This is a genomic window from Novosphingobium sp. SG754 (assembly GCF_013149315.1).
GTDB lineage: Bacteria > Pseudomonadota > Alphaproteobacteria > Sphingomonadales > Sphingomonadaceae > Novosphingobium > Novosphingobium capsulatum.
Map to the genome: position 1 here is coordinate 1 of NZ_JABGCC010000015.1, position 19,868 is coordinate 19,868.

General features: G+C 58.0%; 17 protein-coding genes and 1 pseudogene. 2 read left to right on the plus strand and 16 right to left on the minus strand.

Annotation, left to right across the window (positions count from 1 at the left end; genetic code table 11):
- Positions 1-571: 571 nt before the first annotated feature.
- A pseudogene (locus FHW97_RS22190) lies at positions 572-820 on the minus strand (transposase); the annotation flags it as partial.
- A 244-nt stretch (positions 821-1,064) separates the two neighbouring features.
- Between FHW97_RS22190 and FHW97_RS20665 the strand changes: the two are divergent.
- Positions 1,065-2,297 (plus strand): IS110 family transposase, encoded by a 1,233-nt coding sequence (locus FHW97_RS20665; protein WP_169042067.1) that lies wholly within the window; start codon positions 1,065-1,067, stop codon positions 2,295-2,297.
- On the opposite strand, the gene FHW97_RS20670 is transcribed toward FHW97_RS20665, so the two are convergent.
- The 4 genes from FHW97_RS20670 to FHW97_RS20685 form a co-directional block, all read right to left on the minus strand.
- Positions 2,264-2,485 (minus strand): hypothetical protein, encoded by a 222-nt coding sequence (locus FHW97_RS20670; protein ID WP_054132721.1) that lies wholly within the window; start codon positions 2,483-2,485, stop codon positions 2,264-2,266. The two genes, FHW97_RS20665 and FHW97_RS20670, sit on opposite strands and share 34 nt — an antisense overlap.
- Positions 2,485-4,116: an IS66 family transposase gene (locus FHW97_RS20675; RefSeq protein ID WP_054132720.1), complete on the minus strand. Its 1,632-nt coding sequence runs from the start codon at positions 4,114-4,116 to the stop codon at positions 2,485-2,487. The genes FHW97_RS20670 and FHW97_RS20675 overlap by 1 nt, the downstream gene beginning before the upstream one ends.
- A 63-nt stretch (positions 4,117-4,179) precedes the next feature.
- Positions 4,180-4,527 carry an IS66 family insertion sequence element accessory protein TnpB gene (gene tnpB / locus FHW97_RS20680; protein ID WP_054132719.1) on the minus strand — a complete coding sequence of 116 codons (348 nt, stop codon included), beginning with the start codon at positions 4,525-4,527 and terminating at the stop codon, positions 4,180-4,182.
- The gene (locus FHW97_RS20685; RefSeq protein ID WP_169042068.1) at positions 4,524-4,901 is read right to left on the minus strand and encodes a transposase; all 378 of its coding nucleotides are present in this window, start codon (positions 4,899-4,901) and stop codon (positions 4,524-4,526) included. The genes tnpB and FHW97_RS20685 overlap by 4 nt, the downstream gene beginning before the upstream one ends.
- Positions 4,902-4,991: 90 nt before the next feature.
- On the opposite strand from FHW97_RS20685, the gene FHW97_RS20690 reads away from it, so the two are divergent.
- Entirely contained in the window at positions 4,992-5,132 is a 141-nt protein-coding gene (locus FHW97_RS20690) for a hypothetical protein (protein WP_156306760.1), read from the plus strand.
- Between the two features lie 205 nt (positions 5,133-5,337).
- On the opposite strand, the gene FHW97_RS20695 is transcribed toward FHW97_RS20690, so the two are convergent.
- The 11 genes from FHW97_RS20695 to FHW97_RS20745 all read right to left on the minus strand — a co-directional run bounded on the left by FHW97_RS20695 (position 5,338) and on the right by FHW97_RS20745 (position 19,087).
- On the minus strand, positions 5,338-5,928 hold the full coding sequence (locus FHW97_RS20695; RefSeq protein ID WP_156306757.1) for a hypothetical protein: 591 nt from the start codon (positions 5,926-5,928) through the stop codon (positions 5,338-5,340).
- A gap of 92 nt (positions 5,929-6,020) precedes the next feature.
- Complete coding sequence (locus FHW97_RS20700) at positions 6,021-6,392, minus strand: TrbC/VirB2 family protein (RefSeq protein ID WP_156306755.1); 372 nt, start codon at positions 6,390-6,392, stop codon at positions 6,021-6,023.
- Entirely contained in the window at positions 6,389-7,357 is a 969-nt protein-coding gene (gene virB11, locus FHW97_RS20705) for a P-type DNA transfer ATPase VirB11 (protein WP_054132717.1), read from the minus strand. Before virB11 ends, FHW97_RS20700 begins: the two co-directional genes overlap by 4 nt.
- A gap of 1 nt (position 7,358) precedes the next feature.
- Entirely contained in the window at positions 7,359-8,429 is a 1,071-nt protein-coding gene (locus FHW97_RS20710; protein ID WP_169042069.1) for a TrbI/VirB10 family protein, read from the minus strand.
- Positions 8,419-9,198, minus strand: coding sequence for a TrbG/VirB9 family P-type conjugative transfer protein (locus FHW97_RS20715; protein ID WP_054132715.1), 780 nt, complete (start codon positions 9,196-9,198; stop codon positions 8,419-8,421). The genes FHW97_RS20710 and FHW97_RS20715 overlap by 11 nt, the downstream gene beginning before the upstream one ends.
- Positions 9,195-10,022: a virB8 family protein gene (locus FHW97_RS20720; protein ID WP_082350268.1), complete on the minus strand. Its 828-nt coding sequence runs from the start codon at positions 10,020-10,022 to the stop codon at positions 9,195-9,197. The genes FHW97_RS20715 and FHW97_RS20720 overlap by 4 nt, the downstream gene beginning before the upstream one ends.
- Entirely contained in the window at positions 10,019-11,227 is a 1,209-nt protein-coding gene (locus tag FHW97_RS20725; RefSeq protein ID WP_054132714.1) for a type IV secretion system protein, read from the minus strand. The genes FHW97_RS20720 and FHW97_RS20725 overlap by 4 nt, the downstream gene beginning before the upstream one ends.
- A 3-nt stretch (positions 11,228-11,230) precedes the next feature.
- Complete coding sequence (locus FHW97_RS20730; protein ID WP_054132713.1) at positions 11,231-13,612, minus strand: VirB4 family type IV secretion/conjugal transfer ATPase; 2,382 nt, start codon at positions 13,610-13,612, stop codon at positions 11,231-11,233.
- A complete protein-coding gene (locus FHW97_RS20735; protein ID WP_054132732.1) occupies positions 13,591-13,824 on the minus strand; it encodes a type IV secretion system protein VirB3 in 234 nt (77 codons plus the stop codon). The genes FHW97_RS20730 and FHW97_RS20735 overlap by 22 nt, the downstream gene beginning before the upstream one ends.
- A gap of 60 nt (positions 13,825-13,884) precedes the next feature.
- Positions 13,885-14,208 carry a TrbC/VirB2 family protein gene (locus FHW97_RS20740; RefSeq protein ID WP_255352228.1) on the minus strand — a complete coding sequence of 108 codons (324 nt, stop codon included), beginning with the start codon at positions 14,206-14,208 and terminating at the stop codon, positions 13,885-13,887.
- Positions 14,209-14,803: 595 nt separating this feature from the next.
- On the minus strand, positions 14,804-19,087 hold the full coding sequence (locus FHW97_RS20745; protein WP_171799657.1) for an RHS repeat domain-containing protein: 4,284 nt from the start codon (positions 19,085-19,087) through the stop codon (positions 14,804-14,806).
- Positions 19,088-19,868 lie beyond the last annotated feature (781 nt).

Sequence of the window (19,868 nt, forward strand, 5' to 3'; positions counted from 1 at the left end):
GCTCAGACCCTCGCCAAGCTCGCCAGCAGTCATCCAGCCAACGCCGTCGGCGAACTCATGCCCTGGATCGCCGTGGCCTGAGAACGTCGCTTACCTTGAGACTTCGCGACTCGGAGATAAGCTACGGAAAAACGGCACAAAAAATCCGCCTCGGGCTGACCTGAGGCGGTTTGGCATGATTGAGAGATGGTTGCGGGGGCAGGATTTATCCGGTCATTCAATAATCCACATATTATTGATTTTTTAAGAATATTCCAATTTCCTTGGACAATACCCCAATTTGTACCCCACTATCGGCCGGATCGTTGGAGCGCCCGAGATGCACGACGAAGCGCTGGCAGGGAACTCTGGCCGCAGGACAACCTCTGTTTCGCAACGTGTACGCTTATGCGTACCCCAGTGGCATTGCCCAAGCCGATCCTTGAGAGAAGGTCGATGCCGCGCTGAAGCCGATGCCGAAGAAAAGCCGCCAACCCGCAGTTACGGAGTTGCGCCGGATGCCGGCGAAGGTGGATGACCTGCCCCCCGCTGGTCCCGCGGTCATAACGAGAGTCCACCGGTTTGTGCTCTGCTACCCAACCTTGGACCGCTCGGGTCTAGAGTTTTCGGCCTGATCCGGGGCCGGAGGGCTGGTGGCTCCGGCCGGGTTTGCCAGCATGAGCGGGGGAATATTCCCGATCGCGCTGTGCGCTCTCTCTTCGTTGTAGTGTCTACGCCAGCGGTCCAGCTTCTCGCAAGCGTCTTCCAGCGACAGGAACCAGTGCGTGTTCACGCATTCGCTGCGTAGCTTGCTGTTGAACGCTTTGATGTAGGCGTTATCCGGCATGATGCATGTCGGTGACTCGTTCCTGAGGTCAGCACGACCTGCTAGGTTCTGCTGATCCGGGCCATGGGGCACCGGGAGCACGGAAAGTGCGGGCAGGCCGTCGCACAGACATGAGCTGCGAGCTCGAGGTCGTTATCTGGCCGCCCCTGCGACTAGCCCGGATGCGCTGCGAGCGCGGATCCGTAATTGTCGTGTCGCCCGCCAGCTCCCTGAACCTTGTTGGACCAAGGAGGAGGCTATGCGGATTGTCGGCATGGACATTCACCGGGTAGCGGCAGAGGCCGTGGCGCTGCTCGATGGTAAGTTGGTGAAGCTCGGCCGCATTCCCATGTTACGCGAGCGCCTGGCGGAGTTCGCTAGGACGCAGCTCACGCATGACGATCACGTCATCGTCGAGGCGACTGGCAACGCTGCAGCCGTGGTCGAGGTCCTTGCCCCGCACGTCGATCGCGTCGTCATCGCCAACCCGAAGCAGGTCAGACTGATTGCGCATGCCAAGGTCAAGACCGATGCGATCGATGCTGCGGTGTTGGCCAAGCTCTATGCATCGGGCTTCCTGCCGGAAGTTTGGGTTCCCGACGGAGCAACACTCGCCCTTCGACGACAGGTGGCCCGCCGCACCCAGCTGATCCGCCAGCGAGTGCGCCTGAAGAACCTCATCCAGTCGATCCTGCATGCCCATCTGATCCCGCCGTGCCCGCACGGCAACCTGACCGGCATAAGCGGCCGGAAGTGGATTGCTGCCCAACGCCTTCCCGAAGACGAACGCGCTGCCGTTCAACGTCACCTGGCCCAGATTGATCTCATCGAAGGGTCCCTCAAGGACGTAGAGGCCGATATAGCCAAAGTGGCCATGGCTGACCCGGCCATCCGACGCCTGATGACGCTACCCGGCGTCGATATGACCGTCGCATCCGGCGTAGCGGCCGCCATCGGCGATGTGCGACGCTTTAACGATCCCACGAAGTTGGTCGGCTACCTCGGATTGAACCCAAGTACGCGTCAGTCTGGTGAGGGGCCTGCCTATCATGGGCGGATAACCAAGCAGGGCCGGGGCCAGGCTCGCGGAATGCTCGTTGAAGCTGCATGGGCAGCAGCGCGTTCGCCGGGCCCGCTACGCGCATTCTTCCAGAGGGTAGCAGCCAAGAGGGGGAAGCCGATCGCCGCCGTCGCCACGGCACGCAAGCTCGCCATGATCATCTGGCATATGCTGACCAAAGGCGAGGACTACATCTGGGTGCGACCGGCGCCGCTGGCCCGCAAGTTCCGCAGCATCGAGCTCAAGGCAGGATTGCCGCCAGAGCACTCCAAGCGTGGTGCGGCCTACGATTACAACATCCCGGAGAGGCGGGCCGCCGAACGGGTGCGCGTTGAGGAGGCTGAGGAAGAGTACGCTGGCTTCACCTCGAGGTGGCGAGCCAAGCCTCGCAACCGGCCTCAGCGGGAGAAGAAAATGCCTGCACCTGCTTGAAAGGGCTTTTCTACAACATCCGTGTCGGTCAGTGCGGTGCGCCATTCGTCCGGACCCAAACCAACGGAGATGATCGAGCCGTAGGTCAGATTATCGTCATTGCTGACGATGGCGTCGATGAGTTCAGGGTGCTCGCCCAGGATGTCGGCGACATAATCGAGCATGAAGACATGGCGGACGGTGGGCATCAGGCAGCAGCCTTTGCTGCCGGCAGCAGCGGGCTCCAATTCCAGGGTAACAATTCGTCGAGCCGGTTGATCTTGTGATCGTTGATGCGCGCCAGCACGTCGGCAAGGTAGGCTTGCGGATCGAGGCCATTCATCTTGGCAGTTTCGATGATGGTCATTGCCCGCGCGAGAGTTTCGGCGCCGGTGTCGGCCCCGGCGAACAACCAGTTCTTTCTGCCGATTCCAATGGGTTTGAGCGCCCGTTCCGCCGCATTGTTGTCGATGGCGACGCGGCCATCCTCGAGGAACAAGCAGAAGGCCGGCCAGCGTGCGAGCGCGTAGCGGAAGGCATTGGCGAGGTCGCCCTTGATGGGAAGTCTGGTCAGTTGGGCCTGAGCCCATGCGTGGAAAGCCTCGACCCTGGGCTTGCTCTGGGCCTGACGCGTAGCGAGCCGATCGGCGGCGCTTTTCCCCATGATCTGCGCCTCGATATCGTAGAGGGCACCGATGCGATCGAGAGCCTCGCGGGCGATTGGCGACTTGGCACCGACCCACAGGTCATGGAAATCACGGCGCAGATGCGCCCAACACGCCGCCTCGCGGAATGGCGCGGTGCCATTAGGTCCCGGCGCGTAAAGTTTGGCATAGCCCTTGTACGCATCGGCCTGGAGGATACCGCGTGCATCGCGCAAGTGCGCGAGCACGTGTTCCTGCTTCCAGTCGGCGGCGAACTTGTAGGCGATACCTGGCGGGGCCAGCCCGGCCCACGGCCGCTGGTCGAGGACATAGGCCCAGATGCGCCCTTTGCGCACGCCTTTGCCGATTTGCCCGCCAACCCCGGCGGTGCGCAGGCTGCGATCGAGCACCCGGATCGGCGTATCGTCGGCATGCAGCAGGTCATGCGCCAGGACGTGACCCTCGATCCGCTCGATCAATGGCAGGATCAGCTTCATGGTACGCCCACACCAGTCGGCCATCGTGCTGTCGGGGATATCCGCGCCCATGCGCGCGAAGATCTCGTTCAGCCGGTACAGCGGCAGGTGATCATCGAACTTGGAGACCAGAATATACGCCAGCAACGAGGCGGTCGCCATGCTGCCAGGGATCGGCCGGCTCGATGCCGGCGCCTGCACCATCCGCTCGCAGGCGCGACAGGACTTCTTGATCCGCGCGATCTCGATGACCTTCAACCGGGCGGCGATCAGGTCCAGCATCTCGCTGACGTCCTCGCCGACCACGCGCAGGGTGCCGCCGCAATCGGGGCAGGCCGCACCGGGATCGAGTTCGCGGCGTTCGCGCGGGGTCTCGGCCGAGACGCGGGGACGGCGGCGCGGCGCCCGCGCTGCCGCCGCGGGCCGGGCCGGTTCGGGCGCGTCATCATCATCGCTTGCCGGGGCCAGACTGGCCTCGGCCCTGGCGATCAGCAGGCCTTCGAGCGCGAGTTCGAGTTGTTCGATCTCGCGCTCGACTTTCTCGGACTTTTTGCCGAACGCCTGCCGCTTGAGCTTGGCGATGCGCAATTGTAGGTCGGCGATATGTTGCTCGAAGACGCGCACCGTGGCCGACAAGGCGCTGTTCTGCGCCTGCAAAGCCGCCACCATCGCCTTGAGCGCGATGGGATCATCGGGCAGTGATGCGGCGATCGATGGCATGCCCACGGGATAGCAGAATTGTCGTCAATCCACCAGAAAAATACCCAAAATCAGCCTGATAGATCACCCAACGCGTGCCGGCGGCGCCCCCCATGACGGCCGCCGCCAGTCGATCCCTTCCCACAGCATGGCCAGTTGCGCCGAGGTCAGCCGCGCCACCGCATCGCCGCTGCCGGGCCAGGGAAACCGGCCCTTCTGCAGGATCTTGTAATAGAGGCAAAAACCCTGCCCGTCCCAGTAAAGCAACTTGATCCGATCGCCCTTGCGGCCGCGGAACGCAAAGACCGCGCCGCTGGCGGGGTTCTGCCGCAAGTGTTCCTGCGCCAGAACGGCAAGGCCCGTGATGCTCTTGCGCATATCAGTCGCGCCACACGCCAGATAGACCCGCGCGCCGGCGCCAGGCCCGATCACGCCGCCCCCAGCACGCGCAGCAACCGGCTCAGCTCGGCATCGCCGATCGTCTCGCGGCACCGTAGTTGCCGGCCGTTGCCCAGAATGATCGTCACCTCGGACGTCGACGCCTCGCACGTTGCGGGCCCACCCGCATCTGCGGGCACAGGCAGCAGCTCGACCGCCACAAACGCCTCGCCGCCGCGGCCAGGCCACACCCCCTTTTGCCGCAAATCCCGCCGCCACTGGTACAAATGCTGCCGCGTCACGTCGTGACGGCGCGCAACATCGCTCACCGTCCAGCCATCAATGCCAACCTCGGACAGGATCGACGCCTTCGCCGCATCCGACCAACGCCGCCGCCGTTCAACATTCAAAACCTCGAGCACCGCCACGCCGGCCTCCATCGCTCATGACGTACATAACGACGTCAATAACGACATGGCTTATCCATGCGAGGCGGTAGCAATCGGGCGGTTACCATCATGCCGGATAATGCCATCGACGAATTACGAAGCATGATCGCCGACGCACGGCGATCTCCTGACGAATGGGAGCAATTCCTGCAGGACCTTGTCTCCGATCCTGCCACCATCGAAATCGTCAAGGCCTACAAGCTGCGGTAACAATCGGGCGATTACTTTTCAGGTGGCAGAGCACTCCCAGCCAGGGAGAGATTACGGCGGAAAACTCTAACTCAAAACGATCCAGTTTTCCGGGATCAGATCAGCGCATCCCCAGCGCCCTTTATAGAGCAACCGTGGCGCTGTGGAATTTGTCCACGCCGCCTAGCCATAATAAAATTTGCAATAAAATATGTTCAGAACATTCTTACTGGGGAACGTAACCTAAAATTCCTTCGTACACGTAACCCGCATTTACACCCTCATCATATGTTTCGGTAGTCAGAAAATCTGTGGCACTGGAATTGTGAAATCGATATAGCGGAACCAATCCTGAAGAGGAGTTGTCAGCCGCATACCCAAAAGCCCCCTCATTACTCAAACCTTCACAGTTCTGCTGAACGGAAATTAAGCGAACCTGATTTGATGCGTTGTAGCAACGGTATAGTGGATGCATTCCAGATGCAGAGAACTTATAAACAAGGAAACCATATCCTTCAAATTTGAACCCAACATTGGCACCCTCTGGATAATAATTTGTATAGAAATGTGAAGGACCTTGATAAAATCTATAAACCAGTAAGCTTGCACCACTCGTATCAACTACAGTTATTACATTTCTATTTTCAGCTTGATCGTAACTATAAGCCTTTTGATTTCCACCAGAATTACCTTGATTTTCTGAATATATCAAACTCCCTTTCGAGTCATAGACATAAGACATATTTTGCGCCGCACTTGCATTATCAATGATATAACAATTAATTAAAACTACCAAAGCAGCGGTAAATTTCTTCATTCTTAATTCCTTTTATTTTGAAAAATTACATATTTTCGGGAAAGAAAAAATTTTAATTTAACTTTTTTCTCAATTTAACCTATATGCCAAAATTATTGCATTGGCACAGATGCGCCAGCGTAGGGATCGAATCCATTAGGAGACAATGCAGGTCTGTTTTGAGAAATCGCAGGCGGAGGTACGAACGTTGTATCTGTGCTGGCAGGCAACGCCGGATGCAGATTTCCGATGATACGAGCGCTGATCATCGGTGCGCCCAGCAACAGGAATATTCCCACAACAACCAAAGCTGCGCGCTGCAAGCGCAACCGTCCCTGAAACAGAGAGAGCCCGACCAAACTTATCGCTACAACACACAGCGCCGTTGCCAAGCTGCCAGACAACACTTCCCGCAGCCAATCTGCTACGACGCCAAAAGCTTGAATGTGGGCCGGTTCAAACAGTGACGCGGTTCCAGCGTTCATGTCCGATTGCTCCAAATGGCGGCGATATGCCGACGCCCAGCTATGCGTTCGAGTTGCACGATCACGTCGACGGTCGATTGCACATAATGGACGATGTTTTCCCAGCTCAATCGCGCGCCCGTCTGCAGAATTAGGAGCGCGAGTTGCTTGATGGCCCCTTCTGGACTGTCGGCATGGATTGTGCTCATCGAGCCAGGATGGCCGGTGTTGACTGTGCGCAGGAATGTATAAGCCTCGCGACCGCGCAGTTCGCCAACGATGATGCGATCGGGACGCATGCGCAAAGCTGCGTTGAGCAGATCGTCCGTGCTCACGGCAGCTTCGCGCAATTCGTTGCGCGCTGCCAGCAATCCAAGGCTGTTGGGCTGGTCCAGGGCGATTTCCGGCGTGTCCTCAATAGCAATCAAGCGCTCCTTGCTATCAATCTCCCGCATCAGCGCATTGAGGAATGTTGTTTTGCCCGTCGACGTGCCGCCTGAGATGAGAATGTTTCTCCGGGCTCTTACGGCCTGGCGCAATCGCGCTGCGTGACCACGTCCAACTTCATGGCCCCTGTCGGACGCCGTCGTTTGCCTTGAGCGAGTTGGCATAAGGCTATCGACCATGGGATAATTGTCCAGCGTCAAGCTCTGTATGACGTGGCGGCGGATAGCTAAAGCCACGCCAGTACGCGTTGCCGGCGGCATCACGACCTGAATACGCGAACCATCGGGCAGGCTCGCGGCCAGCAATGGATGCTCACGGCTGATGCCTTGGTTCGACCAGGCCGCTACCTGCCGAGCCATTCGCAGCAACGCAGCCTCGTCCAGGTCTGCCACTTCGTGCCGCTCGATTTTGCCACCCAGAGTTTCGGTCCAGACTTCGCCAGCCTGATTGACATAAATATCGGTCACGTCGCTCTGATTGAGGAACGGCGCTAGCGGCGCCAGCGACGCGGTCAGATAGTGTCCGGCCCGACCGTGCATATCACGGTCTCTCGTCTATCGACGAAAAATCCAGGTCACGGGCGACGAAGACGGAAACGCTCGCCCCCTGCTTGACCGTCACGGTGCTCCGCACGTTCGCTCCGCCGGTCGAGCCGGTGGTTGGCGTGGTTACCCCTGGCCAGCCGACGATATAAGTGCCGTCGGCCAGCTTGCTGGTAGCCACATTCATGCCAACGTTGAGTGCCGATTGGAGGATTGCCCCACCGTAGCGCTCCAGAAAGTGACTGTTGACCTTACCCTTGACCCCGGCACGGCCAAGCGTATCGGCCGAGGGCGATTGTAGCGCGATCGTCACGCCATCGGGACGGATCAGCCGTGTCCACCGGATCAAGGCGCGGCTTTGTCCGCTGGCGACATCGGACTGATATTCGCCGATGAGGCGGCTGCCACGCGGCACCAGCACTTGCGAGCCGTCAAATCCGCGCACATCGCGCGAGACGATGGCGCGGGCGAGGCCCGGCTTGGTCGTGTCCAAGGCCGTTTCAAGCACGCATTGGATCACGGAACCTTGCGTGACGGTGGTGGCGGGGTTGAGCAGGCGAGTGGCCTTGACGCGCTCGGGACCACTGGTCGGGCTTGCGCCTTCCCCCGCTGCGGATGGAGCCGAGGGTGCACTGGACGGTGGTGGCGGGGCATCGAACACAGTGGTCGGGCCCGTGACTGATGAACCGCCGGAGCCAGACGCAATCGGCGGGTGTAGCGGCGCGTTATCCCATCGCGTACGTGAAGGTGTTGCCGCAACGACCGATGGTGAGGTGGGAAGCATTGTTGGTTGCGCTGTCCCGATGGGCATCGCCGTTGCCGGAGGCATTGCCACGAGAGGTGCTGGTTGTGATTCGGCATAAGGCACCTGAAGATCGGGAAACGCGGTTCCGGGCACCGCCATGTCCTGCGGGGAAGCGCGGGTTGCCGGCGCGTTGAGCGCCTGGCGATGCGCGTCGAGTGTCATGAACAGCATTGCGCCGCCGACCATTGCCGCTGCGCCGAATGCCCAGATGCCAAGATTGCCAGACCGCACCGCAACCTGTGGCCGGATGTCGTCAGTGGCCATTGGCATTCTCCCCCGCCTTGGGACCGGTTATAGTCAGCCGCACGGCTACCGCCTTGTGCCGGTCTATCCGAAAGACCAACTCCGGCCAGACCCGATCGATGGTATAGGCACCATCGCGCATAAACCCGTCGATCGTCATTTCGCGACCGGTCTCGTCCACGGCAAAGACAGCCGGCAACGCCTTGTCTTCCGACCAGCGAATGTAGGTGCGCTGACCATCGTCCGCGATGGAATCAGGCTGAAGCGCCTTATCGCCCGTCACACGATAGCGCTGTGCCGCCGCTTTAGCTTTCGCAGCCTGCAATTGCGGGAGGAACTGGGCTTGCGGGGCGAACTGCCCTTGCGATTGCACAGGCGGCGGCGACGCATTGGCAACGACCGAGAAGCGCAGCATGGTCGCCGCGAACGCATCACTGGGTTCCAACTCGAGCAGATAAGTCCTGCGATCGGTCCGCACGATCATGGTGGTCATAACCGCGCTGGATAGAAACCGCACGGTAAGGCTGCCGGCATCGCGCGCCACGGTCACGGCCCATGGTCTGGCATCGGCCAAGGTCACATTGGTGATATGCTCGTCTTGTCCGAACTGCATGGTCAGCGGCGTGGCCGAGCCAACTCGGACATGGACCATCTCGTCGCGATGCCAGATGGCGGTCTGTATCCGGGAATCGCCCGCACTCGGCACAGGCCAGGCGCGGGCTTGCGCATAGGCGTTCATGGGCACTGCCAGCGCCAGGGTCAGCAGGCATAGTGCGCCGCGCGCGCTCATGGTTTTTTCGCCGAAGCGCCGGCCTTTGCCATCGGAATGACAGGCGGCGGCGCTGAGGTCGCCACGCCGGGTGTGGGCAGGGCAGCGGGCACAGTCGGAACTACCGTTGGTGCAGGCACCCTGAGCGAGGCAGGCGCCGTATCGGGAATGTTCTCGGCATCGCGCCGATAGCGCGTGACCTGGAAGCCGAGCGGATTGATCAGGCGATCCTGCACCGTCATCGGATCACCCGAATAGCGATAGCTGATCACCGCCGCCCAGTCCTGATCTGCCGCCGCAGAAGCCGCAAGATCGGCACGATGCGTGCGGAAGCGCACCAGCGATGTAGCCGGCCCGAGCGAAGACACGCTCTTTACCTGCACTTCGATCTGTGCGGTGCGCGGCAGCGACGCCAAAGGACTGGTGGGATTGGTCGCCTGCGTGGCGGCGATATAAGCGGCGCGCGCCTCGGGCGCAGACCACAGCGCAGTCTTGCGGTAGTTCGCCTTGATACTGCCCAGATCAAAGCTTTCGCGGGCGATCACATATTGCACCAGGAAAGACCGCGTCAGCGCAGCATCGGGAGCGATCGATTGGCGTTCCAACGGCTTGAGGGCTTCGACATAGCCGGTCTGGCGGTCGACCAGCAGCGTGTATGGCTCGACAGTCTTGAGCGGAGCCAAGGCAACCAGCGCAAACGCCTCGGCAATGGCGACGAACGAGGCTCCGCCCGCAACCCACCACGCGATACGCCGCGAACGCTGGTCGCGTGCATCGCGATCTTCAGCCCAGGTCGCTGCCTCGCGATAGTAGGCGTCCAGGTCTTTCTTGCGTTCCGGTTTCATCGTTTCCCATCTCGCCGCTGGCCTGCGGCCGTGACGCGGCGCGTAGCGCGCCGGTACGTTTCTCCAAGTGCGGGTTCACCAGCACGCACGGGTTGCGGCTCTCCAGTGCCGGAACCCGTGGCGGTACGTTCTCGCTCGACCAGGATCGGCACGCGCGCCGGTGGCGCGGCGCCGCCGCTAACTCCCACGCTGCTGCTTTCTGCCATCAAGAGGGCAGGACTATCGCTGACGGTGGTGCGTCCTGAGAAGCGGCCTCGTTGCCCGAAAATAGACGAGCCGAAAACATGCGATCGTGTTTCGCCCGCCACGGCCGGTTGCATATCGGCCCATCCCCGCTGAAACGCCACGCGTCCCAGGATGCTGATCAGTATCAACGCTGCGATGGCGAACGAAAGGGTGATGACCAGCAGTTCGGTAGGCGCTGCGGGCGTGGCATAACCCGCATCGCGCAATTGCAGCGCGCCGGCCAGCCAAGGCTCGAGCACGGCAAGTTCAGCAGCATAGACCACCGTCAAGCCTAGTGACCCGATCAGGCATAGGACCAGACCGCGCGCCCAGCCGGCGAAAAGACCGCGCGTCGCTCCAAGCCATAGCGCCCCGGCCATCACAGGTGCCAGTGCGAGGAGCAACCCCGCAACGAGGCGAATGGCTACCAGCGGCCCCAAAGTGCCGACCAGAAAGGCCACCCTCGCCCACCCCAGGGCGGGATGGTCGTCGAGGGCAATCGCCTTGAACGTCGTGCCACCGTCCGCGACCGGAGCATAGACTTCGCGCCCGGTGCCTTGCGTAGTCAGCGCCATGATCCCGTCGTCGGCCGCCTGAAGCCGCATGGCCATGCCCTGCCCCATGCCCGGCAGCTGGTTGTCGACATGCAAACCGGCTGCCAGTTCGGCCGGGCCATGCAGCACCAAATCATAGATCACGATGCGGAACGCAGGCCAACTGGCCGCCAGCGTAAGGGCAATGCCGACCTTGAGCGACGTGCCGATTAGATCGCTGCCGGACACGCCACACCCCGCCAGCAAGCGGATCGCAAACGTCGCGATGAGCAAAGTGAGCAAAGTCGTGACAACCGTTTGCCCCAGGCCACCCGGTTGAGCCAGGGACTGGAACCCAACCGAACCCAATGTCGTCGCCTGGCAATCCACATGCGCCAGCATCGAGGAAAGAAACTGCTGGCCGGTGGTGACGGAAGGGCAAGCCATCGCTCAAGCCGCCCTTTCCAGCAAAGGCGCCAGCCAATCCTGCGGATCGTCGCCCAGATCACTGCGCAAGGCGTCCAACAGGCGCACATTGGCTTCCCGCCCTGACAGGATCGTGAGGATATCCTTCTGCCCTGAGAGATCGAGCCGCGCCACCACACTGTCGTTACCGTGCTTGATCAGGAAACAGCGCTGGCTGTCAGGCATCGCGCGGATCAGGTCGAACTCGTGCTGGGTCAGGCCAAAGCCGCCGATGTAGTCCTCGGCCCGCGCCTTGGGATTGACCATGAAGATCTGCGTCGCCGCCTGCTCGATGATCGCGCTGGCGATGCGGCTTTCCAGGGCATCCTGCGCGCTTTGCGTGGCAAAGCCGACGATGCCGTTGCGCTTGCGGATGGTTTTTTCCCAATCCTTGATGCGGCGCACGAAGACTTCATCGTCCAAGGCTTTCCAGCCTTCATCGACCACGATGATCGCGGGCGATCCGTCGAGCCGCTCTTCCACGCGGTGGAAGAAGTAGAGCAAGGCCGGCGTGCGCAGCACCGGATCGTCGAGGATCGCAGTCATGTCAAAGCCGACGGTTTCCGCCGCCAGATCGGTGCGGTCCTCGGGATTGTCGAACAGCCAGGCGCGCTCGCCATCGCCCCACCAGGGCCGCAGACGGGACCACAGATCGCGGGCGTGCGGACGGGCATAGCCGCGGAACAGTTCGACCAGATATTGCAGCCGCCGGAATTCTGCAGGCTGGGCAAAGTTGGCGTCGATCGCCGCGCGCACCGCTTCGGCTTCCTCGGCATCGATCCCGCCGGCCAGCAGCGTGATCCATTCGGTCAGGAATGCCCGATTGACCGCCGTATCGGGCAATTGCAGCGGATTGAGCCCGGATGGCAACCCTGCGCGCAGTTGATCGTACTGCCCGCCGATGGCGCGGATGAACAGTTCGGCACCGCGATCCTTGTCGAAGAAGATAATGCGCGGCGTAAACTTGCGCGCCTGGGCAAGCAGGAAATTGAGCACCACCGTCTTGCCCGAGCCCGAGGGGCCGATGATTGTGAAATTGCCCAGGTCGTTCTGGTGGAAATTGAAGAAATAGGGCCCGGCCGCCGTCGTCTCGAACAGGGTGACGGCATCGCCCCAATGATTGCCCTTGGCCTGGCCAACGGGGAAATTGTGCAGGCTGGCAAGCCCCGCATAGTTCCGCGCCGAGACCAGCGCGCGCCGGCCGATATAGCGGAAATTGCCGGGGAACTGTGCCCAGAACGTGGGCTCGAGCGCGATATCCTCGCGTACGCCGACCATGCCGAGATCGCCCAACACCGCGAGCACTTCGGCCACCTGCTTGTCGAGCGTGGCCAGGTTCTCGGCATAGAGCACAATCGTCGCATGATGCTCGCCGAAGGTTGCCCGGCCGGCCGCGACCTCGTCCTTCGCCACGCGCAATTCCTCGCGCAGGCTGACGGCTTCATCCTCGGTCGAACGCATGCGCCGCAGCGCCAGGTTCATCCGCCCGAGGGTTTCCTGTCGATCGACAAAAGCGAAGGACTGGCTGACGGTCATGTCGAATGGCAGGCGATAGAGTTCGTCGAACATGCCGGGCATGCTTTGCCCCGGATAATCCTTGATCGAGACCACCGCGCCGAACAGCCTCGCCTGGTCTCCGGCCTGACCTAGTTCGAACGCATCCTGGCCAAAGCTCACGCGGCGGTACGGCAGATAATGGCCGATATCTCCTTGCGGCAGACCGACCGGGCGTAGATCGCCGTTGTAGAGGCAGGAGAGGAATTCCAGTGGCTCGGAGCGGAAGCCAACGGGGGTATCGTAGACCCGCAACAATTTGGGGCTATAGCTGGAAAGCGCCGCCATCAAGGCATCGCGCGCCGCATCGAGTTGGCGCACTTCGCCGGCGACCTGCGCGCTGGTGCCGCCTGCCTGCTTCTGCCTCTGCAATATGCCGCCCAAGCGCTCGAACATGCCAAGCCGGCCACGGACGGGACGGCGCACAATCGTCAAGAATAGCTCGTTGACGTAAAGTTCGCGGGTTTCGAGCAGATTGCTCCAGCGTACGTGGAGATCCTGGGAAAACGCGTCGCCGAACTGCGCATCCAGATCGGGCTGTACCTTGCGGCGAATGACATGGTGATAGACGGCGAACCGCGACGACCCGATCGCGCGCAGCATCGCGTCGCGCATCTCGGCGCGATAGTTGATGTCCTGCGTATCGGCCGTCTCGAATAGCAAGCCACCCAAGCGGATCGTCTGCATCAGCAGACCGTCGCGCGTCTCGATCGTGACATCGTCGACATGCCGCCCATAGGGCAGATGCACGCCTGCCGAGGCCTCACGCGCAATAACTTTGGGATCGACCGTCAGGGGCGGTAGGAGTTGCATTGCCACAGCTTATGATTGTGCACCCGTGGACACCGGCTGACGCGCAGAATCCACAGCTCGAGGAAGCGCGGCTCATGCCGGCACAGCACCATTCCTGCCAGATGGACCGCCACACAAGCCAGCAATGCCAGAACGGACCGAAAAATCAGGAAAAGCTCGGCACACAGGATGCCGTTGATGACGAAGAAGCTGTAGGTCACCCCGGCAAACATCTGCGGCCGCGTGAGCGCGACAAACACCGTGTCACGGCGGAGGTTGCCCGACACGACGGATCAATACTGCCCTGCGGTCGCTGCAGCGCGGATACCCCCGACGATGCTGGCTGCACCGAACAAGATGAAGCAGCCGAGCACCACGACAGCGCCGTGACGCCAGTTGATACGTCCAGTCAGCATGCCGAAGCCAACGGCCGCAATGGCGATCACAGCAACGACGGTAGCCACGGTCCCCATCAATGTCCCTTGCAACCAACTCACCGCCGATATGAGCACGCCCGAACCCTGTGGATCTCCCGGCACGGCAGCCAGAGCCCGCTGCCCAAGCAGCATCACGAAAACAGCCAACGCAAAGCCAAAGCATTCCATCTGACGCGTCATATTCGTCCCCATTTACCCTGTTGATGACACCCCTTGAAGAAAAGCAATATCTGTCCGACAAAGGGAGACGCTCATAGCAAGATTTACCTCACCCAAGATTTTTACGACACTGATCGCCCCACAAAGCTGGACGCCTTCGCGTAAAAGTTTGACCTGAAAGTCGGACGCCTAGGCAAGAACGGTCAAGCCGTGAATTTTCGGAGACTCCGCGAAATTCTAGGTGTCTGACGAAGATTATTTTAACCAAGATCTAGAATACGCCTCATAAAATCAAAAGCAATTATCTCCGAAAGCAGAAACGGATAATATATTATATAACTATTTATTTCATATAATGAAAAATAAATGACGATCGCGGCATTCAACGTTATGACAGCAAACATAAACAATGAAAACCAAATTTTTCTGATAAATTTCTTATAAATTAGGCAAAATGACACCAAACTAATACTCAACAAAAAAAATACTTTTGGCCATTTGCTATAAAAGTATACACAAAGAATGCTGTATAATCCATACAGGACAGCAACTGATATGATGGCTTGTATGCCAAGATAATTATCGTTGGAAAATATTTTTCGAATGATTTTCATCATCACTTCCCCGCAAGACAGTTCTCATAATCTTCCTTGGCGCTCATAGCGTCTTTGATTGTTTGCGCTCCAGCCAGCAGAGCACCAACTACAGGAACAGCCTTCGCAGCGATTGACCCCTCCTTGGTTGCAAAGCCGACCATTGTAATTGCATAACCGCCGCCTGCAACGCCCAGAGCTCCTTTGTTAACGGTGGCCGCCGAGTAAATTATTGCCCCAGCGGCAAAACCTAGCTGCGTTAAGGCCAGCCCTTGAGAAAATCCTGGGACGGCGCTGGCAACAGTTCCACCAATATCTAGCCCAAGACCAAGCCCGACTTTAGCCGCACAAAACGTTCGACTTTGCCAAAAATTCTTGTTCCCACTTTGGCGTAATCCAGCACTAAAATTAGATGAAAGGCTGAGACTTGATATCGAAATTACTCCGCCAGAAACCGAAATTTTTCCCTTAATTGCTGTGACAACAATAGGCTTGTAGAAACTTGATGAATTTGCCTTATCGATATCATTTGCTGGAATAGCACCACCACCTCCTCCTGTTGAACCGCCTGTTGAATCGCCACTCCCGCTATCTTGGCTTCCATTCACGACGATGTCCACAAGCCCACTGGGATCTGTACCATTAACCGGATCTCCGCCGACGTAGTTATACCAGTTGATCCCATCGTTATATCCGATGGGATCGGTTTGCATGAAGCGACCGAGGCTGGGGGAGTACCAGCGGGCCTTGTAGTAAGCGAGACCAACCTCAGGGAACCAAGCCTGGCCGGTATACTGGAAGCGGCCGATGTTGTTGGCACGCGGAATGCCGAACTCGTCATAGGCATTGGTGCCCAGGACGTTGCCCGAGCCATCGGTCACGGCAATGATCGAGCCGCGCTCGTCGGCCTGTAGGAAGCGCCGATCGGTCAGGCCCGAGCCTTCGTACCACACCACCGGCTCATCCGTGCCAGGGCCTGGCACATAGCGGCGCAGCGTCGCTCCTGAAGAACCCGATACTTCCGCCAGAATGGCTGTGCCATCATAGACAAACCGCGTCGAGGCGGGAGCGTTATATTCGATCAGGCGCCCCGCCCCGTCATAGCGCATCGTCGCGGAGGGACCGGAGGTCATCTCGTTGAGCTTATCGTAGCCGTAGCTTGAGTTGCCCGAAGAGGTCAGGTTCCCACGACCATCGTAGCCAAACGCGACCCCGCCCGCGGCAGTGTACTGGTTCAGCCCGTTGGTCGTATAGGCGCGACTGGTGTTCACGGCTCCGGTCCAAGCGTAGGCATCATTGCTGCGAACGAGGCTAGTAATTTGCGAAGCAGGATTGTAGCCGATCGCAGTCCCGGTCCCGCCCACAGCACCAATGAGATTATCGTAGGCCGTCCCGCCCAGGTCAAGCTTCAGGCCGGCAAGGCGGCTGACACTATCATAGGCATATGTGCGCGTCGTACCGTTGCCATAGGTGACGGAACTGCGGCGTCCCAATGTGTCGTAGCTATAGGACGCCAGGACGCCCACGCCCGAGGTGGCACCATTCTCGCGGATTGCGGTGACATTGCCGGCGAGATCGTAGTCGTATGTGACATAGTTGGTATCGCCCCAGGTCAGGCGAGTCCGGTTGCCGGCAACGTCATAGAGATAGCTGACCGACCCGAATGGCTGCGTCTCGCTGCTCAGGCGGCCCAGGCCATCGTAAGCATAGGACAAATTGACCCCGTCGCCAGGACGCTGCACATTTGTCACTTGGCCCAGCAGATTATAGCTGAAGTTTACCGCGTTTTCGCCGTTCGGCGTGCGCGAGGCCATGCGCCCGAGGTTGTCGTAGGTGAAGGTGATTGTATTGCCGTCGCGCAAGCGACGCTGGGTCACGTTGGAATTGGCATCGTAGGTCAACTGCTCGTAGTCGGTCGTCGAGCTTGAGGCAGCGCCCTGCGTCGGAGAAGGGTAGCGCGTCTGCGACAGGCGATCGAAGCCATCATACACGTAGGTCGTCAGATTGTTCTGACCATCCTTCACCGACGCCAGTTTGCCGTTAGCCGTGTAGGTATTGGTCTGGGTGGTGGATTGGGCAGAAGTGCCCACACCTTCCGTGACCGCCAAAACCCGACCTACCGGATCAAAGCCCTGCTTGGTCACCCGGTCTGCCCCACTGCTGCCTGTCGTCTGGCTTGGCGCACAGCTTGATGCCACCGTGGAGGGAATGGCCGACAGGTTCATGTACTGTATGGCGCAGTACGGCCTGCCCAAGCTGTCGTATACTTGGTCGCTCGCGGCGTAGGTCGTTGTTCCGGCGACCAAAGTCGAGCGCACCGGCCGCTCGTAGGTATCGAGCGTTATGGCGGAGTGATAGCTCTCACTGAAGTTGCTGAGGTCGGTCGCTTGGCTGGGAACCGTTCCAACCGCAGTCTGCGTCAGCACTCCGTCAGCGTTGTACGTATACTTCTTCGCTACGGGCAACCCAGTACCCGAACCGTCCGGATCAGGTCCAATCTCGCCCACAAGACGGCGATCGAGATCATATGAATAAAATGAATTATCGGATCGAGGTCCAGTCAGGGAATTCACGTCACCAGCATCATTATAGGAAAACGATGTAGTTGATGAAACAGACCCTGTCCCATTAGAGTTCGTGTACGATATAGGCAAGGCATTGCTTTTGCTCGACGATGATCCAGACTGATAAGATATCGAAGATCTTATTTCATCACTCGTTCCGGAACATGACGACATACTGACGCATTTAGATATGGCCGCCACACGGTGGATTGGCGCCGCCGCCTGGGTTAATACACCAGTCGCGCTAAGATACCAGGGATAGATATCTTGGTAGGAATAATTTACCTGAGGCCTCACACCATTGCTGGAAGAAGCTGGAAACAATACGGATTTTACAAGACCGGTCGAAGCATCATAGCCGTAATCTGTCTCGTTCGATAGTGCGTCTTTTTCCCACAGAGGCTTATTACAGCTAACCGCATTACTGCAACTTGCGGAAAATCCTTTTGTCAGAACAATATCCGCATCGACCGAAGGATTCTTAGATACTTTCCTTATTTCCGTAACATTTCCACGGGCATCATATGAGTACTTGATATATCCAGTCACCGGAACAGACCCCGAAAATGATCCTTCCGGCATCACAAAATATACCAAACGAGAGTTACTATCATATGTGAAATAATAAGATTTGGCGTTTTCATCTGTGTATTTTGTCGGCAAAATTAAATTTGTGTCTATCGTAATTGATTTTGAACTACCATCAGGATTAGTTATGTTATATAATCTTGTTGCCCCTGAAACGGTATATTGATAATTCCAGACGTTGCCATTTATCGAAACCGAAAATGGATTAGAACCAGTTGTCGTATAATATTTTATATTTTCGTTCGAACTCCCTGCAGTTTTTACCCCTATATAATTTGCGTGATTAGTACCAATGGTCTGATTTCCAAGCGGGTCAGTAACCGTAAAAGTATAATTACCCGCTGAATCCGGTCCGGCATATGCATAATGAACTGTCTGCGGCGCCGAATTGCAGGTATTGTCAGAAATTCCACATGAGTATGATCCAAGATTAACAGCTGATACCGAAGAAAGAACCCCCCAATTTGCATTAGTATCACTATTAACATCAGAAACGTAGCTATATTTTAACATATATCCACGACTATCAGTTACAGATTTTAGTCTATAGTAAAAATCATCTCTGCCTGCAGCGCCAGACCCAGAGTGAACCCGAAAATTATTGTAATCTAAGTTGACAACTCTACCATCTGGATATGATATAGATCTTCCTATTAGAGCTGGCCAATACCCAAACCCCAAATAGTGTGTGTATGACGGACTTGCTTGAAATACAGCGTAAAATTGGTACACTACACCATCTCGGTCTACAAACTTACTTCCGTCAAAAGATGAACCATCCGCGTATTGAGCGACCCAAGCTCCATTTGTATAATTAAATGTATACGCCTTTTCATCAATCATAACTGTAACAGGGGAATTTAGTTTTCCCGTTGTGGCGCTATAAGTTCCAGCGACAGCAATAAGAAAATTTCTGGCATCGGCTGTATACGATGAACGAATAAGCTGGAGGGGAGCGTCACTCGGGCCTATGCTGAGATCGACAATATGCGGACGAACCTGCCCGTTGGAGAGATCGATTCCGTTGCTGTCCACCGTGGAATTATAAGTTGGTGCAGGAGCAGTGCTTTGCGCAACCGCAAGCGCGGGAAACACAATGCAGCTCGCGGCGGACCCCAGCAGCACGGCGTAAAGAGAATTTTCCCGCTTCATCATATAATTACCCCCCCAGAAGACACGCCAAACTAAATCGAAAAAGTCGGAGGAAGTAATTAACTTTCTGTAATTTTTTACAGTATATTACCAATACGTTTCTCGAGCGAGCGTCTGCCAAAATGGTGGTACCAACCCAAGAGACCTAGCTGTCTAATTGTGAGACCTTCTCGCCGACCTCCGCAGCTCACCCGACGTATGGGACGACTTCCTGCACGCCAATTTCGACGATCCCGAAACCATCGAAGACATCAAACGCCACAAGCCGCGGTAACAATCGGGCGGTTACGGACGAATGGCGCACCGCACTGACCGACAATGCCATCGACGAATTACGAAGCATGATCGCCGACGCACGGCGATCTCCTGACGAATGGGAGCAATTCCTGCAGGACCTTGTTTCCGATCCTGCCACCATCAAAATCGTCAAGGCCTATAAGCTGCGGTAACAATCGGGCGATTACAAAAGAACCCCAGCGCTTCACATCATACCCGCACCATCAATTCCCGGGACCAAACATCTAATGTTTTGGACATAATCTCGCAAAGCCAGGCAGACTGCCTCAGGATCGCGGGAGACGGTCGTTTCCAGCACTTTTCCGCCCTTCTCGTCGACGATGCACAGGCATGAGCTTTACAGGGCAACATCTATTCCGACATGCAACTCCATGGTCCGACTCATCGGTTTTCGCAGGGCTCGCCCCGCGCACAAACTACCGTCTCACAGTCCCAGCGTCGCGTTCGCGACACACCTGCACGATTACGAGACCCATGCTTCCGATGT

Bases quoted from the DNA above. Each gene is read 5' to 3' on its own strand.
- FHW97_RS20670 (WP_054132721.1), bottom strand. From the start codon at position 2,485: ATGCCCACCGTCCGCCATGTCTTCATGCTCGATTATGTCGCCGACATC.
- FHW97_RS20740 (WP_255352228.1), bottom strand. From the start codon at position 14,208: ATGACGCGTCAGATGGAATGCTTTGGCTTTGCGTTGGCTGTTTTCGTG.
- virB11 (WP_054132717.1), bottom strand. From the start codon at position 7,357: ATGCACGGTCGGGCCGGACACTATCTGACCGCGTCGCTGGCGCCGCTA.
- FHW97_RS20745 (WP_171799657.1), bottom strand. From the start codon at position 19,087: ATGATGAAGCGGGAAAATTCTCTTTACGCCGTGCTGCTGGGGTCCGCC.
- FHW97_RS20675 (WP_054132720.1), bottom strand. From the start codon at position 4,116: ATGCCATCGATCGCCGCATCACTGCCCGATGATCCCATCGCGCTCAAG.
- FHW97_RS20695 (WP_156306757.1), bottom strand. From the start codon at position 5,928: ATGAAGAAATTTACCGCTGCTTTGGTAGTTTTAATTAATTGTTATATC.
- FHW97_RS20735 (WP_054132732.1), bottom strand. From the start codon at position 13,824: ATGTTTGCCGGGGTGACCTACAGCTTCTTCGTCATCAACGGCATCCTG.
- FHW97_RS20725 (WP_054132714.1), bottom strand. From the start codon at position 11,227: ATGGCTTGCCCTTCCGTCACCACCGGCCAGCAGTTTCTTTCCTCGATG.
- FHW97_RS20715 (WP_054132715.1), bottom strand. From the start codon at position 9,198: ATGAGCGCGCGCGGCGCACTATGCCTGCTGACCCTGGCGCTGGCAGTG.
- FHW97_RS20720 (WP_082350268.1), bottom strand. From the start codon at position 10,022: ATGAAACCGGAACGCAAGAAAGACCTGGACGCCTACTATCGCGAGGCA.
- FHW97_RS20700 (WP_156306755.1), bottom strand. From the start codon at position 6,392: ATGAACGCTGGAACCGCGTCACTGTTTGAACCGGCCCACATTCAAGCT.
- FHW97_RS20690 (WP_156306760.1), top strand. From the start codon at position 4,992: ATGCCGGATAATGCCATCGACGAATTACGAAGCATGATCGCCGACGCA.
- FHW97_RS20665 (WP_169042067.1), top strand. From the start codon at position 1,065: ATGCGGATTGTCGGCATGGACATTCACCGGGTAGCGGCAGAGGCCGTG.
- FHW97_RS20730 (WP_054132713.1), bottom strand. From the start codon at position 13,612: ATGCAACTCCTACCGCCCCTGACGGTCGATCCCAAAGTTATTGCGCGT.
- FHW97_RS20710 (WP_169042069.1), bottom strand. From the start codon at position 8,429: ATGGCCACTGACGACATCCGGCCACAGGTTGCGGTGCGGTCTGGCAAT.